Origin of the sequence: Devosia sp. (assembly GCF_041917035.1) — a bacterium.
Taxonomy (GTDB): Bacteria; Pseudomonadota; Alphaproteobacteria; order Rhizobiales; family Devosiaceae; genus Devosia_A.
Genome location: NZ_JAYRYM010000162.1, coordinates 1 through 8,707, shown reverse-complemented (window position 1 = coordinate 8,707; position 8,707 = coordinate 1). Strand labels below are relative to the sequence as shown.

General features: G+C 67.3%; 8 protein-coding genes. 5 read left to right on the top strand and 3 right to left on the bottom strand.

What is annotated here, in order from left to right; translation table 11 throughout:
• The 3 genes from ACE3TU_RS15445 to ACE3TU_RS15435 form a co-directional block, all read right to left on the bottom strand.
• Positions 1-877 (bottom strand): N-acetylglucosamine-6-phosphate deacetylase (locus tag ACE3TU_RS15445; protein WP_374625741.1); only part of this gene is annotated, 877 nt, incomplete at its 3' end.
• Positions 877-1,887: an SIS domain-containing protein gene (locus tag ACE3TU_RS15440; protein ID WP_374625743.1), complete on the bottom strand. Its 1,011-nt coding sequence runs from the start codon at positions 1,885-1,887 to the stop codon at positions 877-879. The genes ACE3TU_RS15440 and ACE3TU_RS15445, both read right to left, overlap by 1 nt.
• Before the next feature lie 14 nt (positions 1,888-1,901).
• The gene (locus tag ACE3TU_RS15435) at positions 1,902-2,675 is read right to left on the bottom strand and encodes a GntR family transcriptional regulator (RefSeq protein ID WP_374625739.1); all 774 of its coding nucleotides are present in this window, start codon (positions 2,673-2,675) and stop codon (positions 1,902-1,904) included.
• A gap of 374 nt (positions 2,676-3,049) precedes the next feature.
• Between ACE3TU_RS15435 and ACE3TU_RS15430 the strand changes: the two genes are divergently transcribed.
• The 5 genes from ACE3TU_RS15430 to ACE3TU_RS15410 all read left to right on the top strand — a co-directional run bounded on the left by ACE3TU_RS15430 (position 3,050) and on the right by ACE3TU_RS15410 (position 8,583).
• Positions 3,050-3,961 carry an N-acetylmuramic acid 6-phosphate etherase gene (locus ACE3TU_RS15430; protein ID WP_374625737.1) on the top strand — a complete coding sequence of 304 codons (912 nt, stop codon included), beginning with the start codon at positions 3,050-3,052 and terminating at the stop codon, positions 3,959-3,961.
• Between the two features lie 53 nt (positions 3,962-4,014).
• Entirely contained in the window at positions 4,015-5,271 is a 1,257-nt protein-coding gene (locus ACE3TU_RS15425) for an ABC transporter substrate-binding protein (protein WP_374625735.1), read from the top strand.
• Positions 5,272-5,500: 229 nt separating this feature from the next.
• Entirely contained in the window at positions 5,501-6,427 is a 927-nt protein-coding gene (locus tag ACE3TU_RS15420; RefSeq protein WP_374625733.1) for a carbohydrate ABC transporter permease, read from the top strand.
• A gap of 160 nt (positions 6,428-6,587) precedes the next feature.
• Positions 6,588-7,427 carry a carbohydrate ABC transporter permease gene (locus ACE3TU_RS15415; protein WP_374625731.1) on the top strand — a complete coding sequence of 280 codons (840 nt, stop codon included), beginning with the start codon at positions 6,588-6,590 and terminating at the stop codon, positions 7,425-7,427.
• Between the two features lie 106 nt (positions 7,428-7,533).
• The gene (locus tag ACE3TU_RS15410) at positions 7,534-8,583 is read left to right on the top strand and encodes a Gfo/Idh/MocA family protein (RefSeq protein ID WP_374625729.1); all 1,050 of its coding nucleotides are present in this window, start codon (positions 7,534-7,536) and stop codon (positions 8,581-8,583) included.
• Positions 8,584-8,707: the final 124 nt, after the last annotated feature.

The window sequence follows — 8,707 nt, the reverse complement described above, 5'->3', positions numbered from 1 at the left end:
GGCCGGTGAGCTCGAACTCGGTCCAGTCGGTGCCGGTGGGCGACATGGCGTCGGTGACGAGGTAGACCTGCCCGGGGCCGCGCTTGGCGCGGAGCGCCACGCCGATGGTCGCCGCGTGGACATGGATGCCGTCGGCAATGAGGCCGGCATCGATGGCGCCGAGATCGAGCGCGGCGCCGACGACGCCGGGCTCGCGATTGCCGAGCTGGCTCTGGGCGTTGAACAGGTGGGTGACCATGCCGGCGCCGGCTTCGACCGCGGCCCGCACCTGGGCATAGGTGCTCTCGGAGTGCCCGATGCTGACCACGATGCCGGCCGCGGCGAGGCGGGAAATCTGTTCCGGCGCAACGGTTTCGGCGGCGACGGTGACAATCAGATTCGGGAGCTTCGCGCGCGCCGCGAGGAGCCGCTGCAGATCCGCTTCCTGCATCGGGCGAATCAATGCGGCGTCATGGGCGCCCTTGCGGGCCGCCGACAGGTGCGGGCCTTCGAGGTGGAGACCGAGGAAGCCGGGCACGGCGGCCTGCGCGGCCGAGATGCCGGCAGCGATGGCGTCTTCGTCGACCGGCACGGTGTCGGTGATCAGCGTCGGCAGGCAGGCGGTGGTGCCGAAGCGGGTGAAGGCGCGGCAGATGGTACGGATCGCCTCGAGCGTCGGCGTCTCGTTGAACAGCGCGCCGCCGCCGCCATTGACCTGCAGGTCGACGAAGCCGGGCACCAGATAGTCGGCTTCGGCCGGAACGCGCTCGGCACCGATGGGGGAGTCGGCGGCGACAATGCCCTCGACCACCCCGTCATTGATCACGAGGGCGGAGCGATCGTGCCAGGACTCGCCATCGAAGATGCGGGCGCCGGTGAGGGCGATCCTCTCAGCCATCACGTGGTCTCCGTCACTTTCTTCAAATGGGGCGGGCGATCGGGGTCGAAACCACGGCGACGGCTCAGCGCCTCGACGAGCCCGTAGAAGCTGACGATCAGCGCCAGGGCGTCGGTGATCGGGTGGCCGGAGGCCGCAAAGGGCAGCCGCTCGGCCGAGCGGACATTGACCGAGGTGACGAAGACGCGGGCGCCCTGCCCCGCAAGACGCTCGGCGACCTCGGCGACCGAGGCCTCGGCGGCGTCGCGGGCGGCGAGCGCCAGAACCGGAAAATGGCGCTCGACGATGCGCGCCGGTCCGTGCAGCACCTCGGCAGCGCTGTAAGCCTCGGCGTGCAGCCCGCAGGTCTCCTTGAACTTGAGGGCCGCCTCGTTGGCGATGGCGAGAGCCGGACCGCGGCCGAGCACGTAGAGCGACTGATGCTGATCGAGCGCGCCCATGAGGGGCCGCCAGTCGCAGGCGATGGCCTGCTGGAGCAGCTCCGGCAGCGAGTCGAGGGCGGCAAGCAGGGCCTCGTCCTCGAGCCAGTGGCCGATCAGCGCCAGGCCGGCGACGATCGAGGCAACGAAGGTCTTGGTCGCGGCGACGGACTTCTCTTCCCCTGAACGCAGCGCGATGGCGCGATCGGCCGCCGCAGCCAGCGGCGAGTCCGGCGTGTTGGTCAGGGCAAACGTCAGCGCGCCGCTGCGGCGGGCCGACTGCGCCATGGCGACGATGTCGGGGCTCCTGCCCGATTGCGAGACGGCGATCGCGGCAGTGCGGGCGAGCTTCAGCTCGCGACCGTAGATCGAGACGATCGATGGCCCGACCGAGGCCACCGGAATGCCGGCCAGCAGTTCGACGGCGTACTTGAGGAAGCTCGCGGCATGATCGGAGGAACCGCGCGCGATGGTGACGATGGCGGCGGGATCGGCCGCCCGCAGCGCGGCGCCACCGGCGACGAAATCCGGATGCCCCTGTGACAGCAGGCGAGTCACGGCCGCGGGAATCTCCTCGATCTCGAGGCGCATGTGGGTGGGTGCTGTCACTTGCGGGCGCTTTCTCCGACGCGGAGCTCGGCAACGAAGTCATAGGTATCGCCCCGGTAGACGGAGCGGGTGAACTCGACCACCTTGCCGGAGGCGAGATAGGCGATGCGCTCGATGTGCAGCGCGGCGGCCCCGGCCGGGATTTCGAGCAGCGCGGCGTCCGCCTCCGCCAGGTTGGCGGCGCGGATGCGCTGGATGGCGCGAACCGGGCGGTTGCCGGTCTTTTCGAGCTCGGCATAGAGCGAGGTCTGGACCGCCCCCGGATCGGGCAGCACGCTGGTCGACAGCGCGGCGCGCTCGATCGCCAGAGGCGTGTCCCCCGAAATGCGCAACCGGGCGATGCGGCTGACGCGCTCGCCGGGAGACAGCCCCAGCACCATGGTTTCCTCCGGGGACGGGACATAGATGCCGCGATCGAGGAAGACGGACTGAACGGCCATGCCGCGGCGCGCCATGTCTTCGGCGAACGAGGTCAGCTGGCTCAGGGATTGCTCGACGCGATGCGGCTGGGGAGCCACGAAGGTGCCCGAGCCGTGCCGCTGCACGAGGATGCCGTCGCGCACCAGCTGCTGCACCGCCTTGCGCACGGTGACACGCGAAACATCGACGCGCGTCGCCAGATCGCGCTCCGACGGCAGCGCGTCTCCCGGCTGGATCAGACCCCGCGCGACAGCGTCCTCGATCCAGCGCTTCAGCTGCAGATAGAGCGGCCCCCCTTGCGGCAGAGTGACCGGGCCAGAACCGAACAGCGCCTGGTAAGCGTCGGACATGCAATACCTTCAAGCATAAGCGAAGCCAGCCAATCCGGCCGGCGATTCCAGCGGTGCGAAGCGCCTACCGCCATAATACCAATAAAAGACCATTGACCAAGCGAAAAAACCGGTCAGCGTCGGAAGCTGCAACTTCCTTTGAGGCTTGACGCTTCCGTCACCTCACCAGGCACCGGCGATGTTGCCGCACGGGGATTTCCGTTAACATTGGCTGGACAAGTGGTATGTTTTTGGCATTATGACAGGAGGAGGTCGCGCATGGCATTAGTTACGACGGTTCGGGTCTCGAGGGAATGCGCCGGTGGACGTCGCCGCCGCACTGCCGCCCTGCCGGCGGACTGCCTTCGCCCGGACCGGACGCCGCGGAGGCCCGGATGACGATTCCGCCCGCCACCGAAGCGGCCGACGCGCGCTACGACGGGCTCGACACCTGGCCGGACGAGGTGGTGCTCGCCGCATTGCTCGACGGGCAGCGCCGCGCGCTCGAGGCCGTCGCGGTCGCCATCCCTGACCTCTGCCGCGGCGCCCGCCTCGCCGCCGAGCGACTGCGCGGCGGCGGCCGGCTGATCTACGTTGCGGCGGGCAGCCCCGCCCTGATGTCGCTCGCCGATGCGCTCGAAATTCCGCAGACCTATGGCATTGCGCACGAGCGGATCGTAACGATCCTCGCCGATGGCAAGGGGATCGCCGAGCGGCTCGACGGCAGCCGGGAGGATCGCGCGGACGCGGCGGAGACCGATCTGGCCGCCGCAATGGTCGGACCGGCCGACTGCATCATCGCCACCTCGGCGAGCGGCAGCACGCCGTACACAGTGGCCGGACTGCGGGCGGCGCGGCGCGCCGGCGCCGCAACGATCGGCATCGCGGGCAACCCGAACTCGGCGCTGCTCGAAAGTGCCGAGGTCGCGGTATTGCTCGCGACCGGTCCGGAGGTGATCGCGGGCTCGACCCGGATGGGTGCCGGAACCGCGCAGAAGGCAGCGCTGAACATGCTGTCGACGCTGATGGGCGTGCACCTCGGACATGTCTATGACGGGCTCATGGTCAACGTGAAGGCCGATAATGCCAAGCTCAGGGGACGGGCGGCCCGCATTGTCTCGAAGATCACCGGGGTGGACGACGGCACCGCCGTCCGCGCCCTCGAGGTATCGGGCGGCGAGGTAAAGCCCGCCGCCCTGATCGCGGCGGGGGTCAGGAGCCTCGCCGAAGCCGGGGCCCTGCTGGGCCAGAGCCGCGGCAACCTGCGCCAGGCGCTCGCCAGAGCGAGCACCGATCCGCAGGCCTAGGGGTTAGCCGTCCCCGGCCAGGTGGCCAGGGGCGAACAGGAGAGGACGAAACGATGAAACTGACCAAGCAAGTGCTGCTGGCCTCGACGGCGATCATGCTCGCCGCACCCGCCGTCGCACAGGACGCGACGATTACCATCGAGAGCTGGCGCACGGACGACCTGACCGTGTGGCAGGACAAGATCATCCCGGCCTTCGAGGCCGCCAATCCGGGGATCAAGGTGGTGTTCTCGCCCACCGCTCCGACCGAGTACAACGCGGCGCTCAATGCCAAGCTCGAAGGTGGTTCGGCCGGCGACATCATCACCTGCCGGCCGTTCGACGCCTCGCTCGAGCTCTACAACAAGGGGCACCTTGCCTCGCTGAACGACCTGCCCGGCATGGATGGCTTCTCGCCGGTGGCCAAGGCCGCATGGTCGACCGACGACCAGGCGACGACCTTCTGCGTGCCGATGGGCGCGGTGATCCACGGCTTCTTCTACAACAAGGAGGCCTTCGACAAGGTCGGTGTCACAGTGCCGGCGACGGTCGACGAGTTCTTCGCCGTACTCGACAAGTTCAAGGCCGACGGCACCTACATTCCGCTTGCCATGGGCACCAACGACCAGTGGGAAGCGGCCACGATGGGCTACAACAACATCGGGCCGAACTACTGGAAGGGCGAGGAAGGTCGCCTGGCGCTGATCGCCGGCACGCAGAAGCTGACCGACGAGGGCTGGGTGGCGCCGTATCGCCAGCTGGCGAGGTGGAAGGACTACCTGGGCGACGGCTTCGAGGCGCAGACCTACTCGGACTCCCAGAACCTGTTCACCCTGGGCCGGGCCGCGATCTACCCGACCGGCTCGTGGGAGATCGCCGGCTTCGAAGCCAACGCGACGTTCCCGATGGGCGTGTTCCCGCCGCCGGTGCAGAATGCCGGCGACACCTGCTATATCTCGGACCACACCGATATCGGCATCGGCATGAACGCCAAGTCGGCCAACCCGGATGCCGCCAGGACGTTCCTCAGCTGGGTGGCGTCGGCCGAATTCGGCACGATCTTCGCCAATGCCCTGCCGGGATTCTTCCCGCTGTCGAACGCGGCGGTGACGCTGGAGGATCCGATCGCCCAGGAGTTCGTCTCCTGGCGTGACAAGTGCGAGTCTTCGATCCGCTCGACCTACGCGATCCTCTCGCGCGGCACGCCCAACCTCGAGAACGAGACCTGGAACGCTTCGGTGCAGGTGATCAAGGGCGCCGAGACGCCGGAGGCGGCGGGTGCTCGGCTGCAGGCCGGGCTCGAGAGCTGGTACAAGCCCGCCGGGATGTAAGGCTGGCGTGAGTTACCGGGCCGCCCACGGGCGGCTCGGTTCTCTGGGGCTTGTCGCGGTGGATGGCAATCGCCCACAGTGTCATTCCCGCGAAAGCGGGAAGCTCCGTTTCGGGTGTCGCAAGTGATCAACGGAGGTCCCCGCTTTCGCGGGGATGACACCGAGTGGGGGGCGCCTCCAGAGCGAAGCTCGGTGTCGGCAGGTTGGTTGAAGCAAGCCGGGGGGCAGCATGGCAAGTGACGACATCGCGCCGGTCAGGAAGCCGTTCCGCTGGCACATCCTGGTGTTCCTCGCGCCGGCGACGGCGGTCTACACCGCGGTGATGATCTTTCCGCTGCTCTCGACGCTCTACCAGGCGTTCTTCTCGCAGAAATGGGAGTTCGTCGGGCTGGGCAATTTCGAGCAGTTGTTCGGCGACCCGCGCCTGTCGGCGAGCTTCTGGAACGCGCTGAGGAACAACGTCTGGTTCTTCATCATCCACATGCTGGTGCAGAACCCGATCGGCATCCTGCTCGCGGCGCTGCTGTCGAACCCCCGGCTCAGGCTGCGCGGCTTCTACCGCACGGTGTTCTTCATTCCGACGATCCTGAGCTTCGTCATCGTCGGCTTCGTCTGGAAGCTGATCCTGTCGCCGACCTGGGGCGTGACTTCGGGGATGCTGAAATCCATCGGGCTGGGCTTTCTTTTTCAACCCTGGCTGGGCAAGGAGGAATATGCGCTGACGACGCTGGCGCTGATCAGCAACTGGCAGTTCATCGGCATCCCGATGATGCTGATCTACGCGGCGCTGCTGTCGATCCCCGACGAGGTGCTGGAGGCGGCAGAATGCGACGGCATCACCGGCTGGAGCCAGTTCTGGAAGATCCAGCTGCCGCTGGTGCTGCCGGCCATCGGAATCGTGTCGATCCTGACATTCGTCGGCAATTTCAACGCTTTCGATCTGGTTTATGCAGCGCAGGGGGCGCAGGCCGGGCCCAATTTCTCGACCGACCTGCTCGGTACCCTGCTCTATCGCACCTTCTTCGGCTACCAGCTGCAGCTTGGGGACCGGGCCCTGGGCTCGACCATCGCGGCGGTGATGTTCCTGATCATCCTCGCGGGGGTGTGCGTCTACCTGTTCGGCATACAGACGCGGCTGAGAAGGTACCAGATGTGATGGGGATGGAGGTGAGCACCATTGCTGTCGCCGATCCGATGTCATCCCGGCGCAGACCGGGATCCATCCCGAGGTCCGTCCGAACCAGCGGTATGCGAGGCAACGTCTCAGGATGGGCCCCGGCCTGCGCCGGGGTGACACCGAGCGCGGGGAGAGCCCAGTGAGCAAGGCCACCTACTCGCCCGGGCGGGCCATGGCGGCGCATGCGGTGCTGATCGCCTATACCGTCATCGCGCTGTTTCCGGTGTTCGTCGTCGTCATCAACTCTTTCAAGTCGCGGAAGGCGATCTTCGGCTCGCCGCTGGGCCTGCCATTCGGCGATGCGTTCTCGCTGGTGGGCTATGAGACGGTGTTCAAGCGCGGCGACTTCCTGCTCTATTTCCAGAACAGCCTGGTGGTCACCGTGGCGGCGCTGTTCTTCGTGCTGCTGTTCGGCGCCATGGCAGCGTTCGCGCTGAGCGAGTACCGTTTCCGCGGCAACTCGCTGACCGGGCTTTACCTGGCGCTTGGGATCATGATCCCGATCCGGCTGGGGACGGTTGCCATCCTGCAGCTGATGGTGGCCAGCGGGCTCGTCAATACGCTGTGGGCGCTGATCCTGGTCTACACCGCGCAGGGGCTGCCCCTTTCGATCTTCATTCTGTCCGAATTCATGCGGACGGTGTCCGACGACCTGAAGAATGCCGGTCGCATCGACGGCATGAACGAGTACCGCATCTTCTTCCGCCTGGTGCTGCCGCTGGTGCGGCCGGCCATGGCGACCGTCGCGGTGTTCACCATGATCCCGATCTGGAACGACCTGTGGTTCCCGCTGATCCTCGCGCCGTCCGAGGCGACCAAGACGGTGACGCTCGGCGCCCAGATGTTCATCGGGCAGTTCCAGACCGACTGGAACGGCGTGCTCTCGGCGCTGGCGCTCGCCATCCTGCCGGTGCTGGTGCTGTACCTGATCTTCTCGCGGCAGCTGATCCGCGGCATCACCTCGGGGGCGGTGAAGTGAGGCGTTTGCGTTTGCGGCGGCCCCCTCCACCAGCCTCCGGCTGGTCCCCCTCCCCCGCTGCGCGGGGGCGGATGGCGGTGCCCCATCGTTACGCTGGAGTGGTTTCATGAGTTTGCGCGTGCTGGTCGCCGGCCTGGGCAATATGGGGCGGAGCCATGCGCTCGCCTATCACCGGCATCCGGGGTTCGAGATCGTCGGGCTGGTCAACCGGTCGGCGCCGCGGCTGCATGCTGAGCTTTCCGGCCATGCGATCCGGCCGGACTTCGAGGCGGCGCTGCGCGACCTGCGGCCGGACGTGGTCTCGATCAACACCTACTCGGACAGCCATGCCGACTACGCGGTGATGGCGCTCGAGCAGGGCGCGCATGTGTTCATCGAAAAGCCGCTGGCGACGACCGTCGCCGACGCCGAGCGGGTGGTCGCGGCGGCGAAGGCGAACGGGCGAAAGCTGGTGGTCGGCTACATCCTGAGGCATCACCCGAGCTGGGTGCGGTTCATCGAGGAGGCGCGCAAGCTCGGAGGCCCCTATGCCTTCCGCCTGAACCTCAACCAGCAGTCGAGCGGGCCGACCTGGGAGACGCACAAGACACTGATGCAGACCACTTCGCCGATCGTCGACTGCGGCGTGCACTATGTCGACGTGATGTGCCAGATCACCGACGCCAGGCCGATCGAGGTGCGCGGCATGGGGGTGCGGCTCTCCGAGGAGATTGCGCCCGACATGTACAATTACGGCGCCCTGCAGGTGCTGTTCGCCGACGGTTCGGTCGGCTGGTACGAGGCGGCGTGGGGACCGATGGTCTCGGAGACGGCATTCTTCGTCAAGGACGTGATGACGCCCAACGGCTCGGTGTCGATCGTGATGGACCCGGGCGCCCGCTCGGACGACCTCGACACCCACACACGCACCGACCGCATCCGGGTGCACCGCGCGGACCTCGGGCCCGACGGGAAATTCGCCTCGGCGGACGAGTACATCTCGATGCAGGGCGAGCCGGGGCACGACGCGCTGTGTGCCCGCGAGCAGGACTATCTCTACCGCGCGATCACCGAGGATATCGACCTGACTCGGCACATGCAGGACGCGGTGCAGTCGCTCCGCATCTGCCTTGCCGCGGACGAGAGCGTCAGGACGGGCGGGGTGGTGCGGCTGTGAACCATTTCGATTTCGAGCCTGGGGTCCACCCCCTCCCATCCTCCCCCGTCAAGGGGGAGGTGCCGCTCCGCGTTCGTGGCAACATCTCCCCACACACCGCTGCGGGCACCCTCCCCTCGACGGA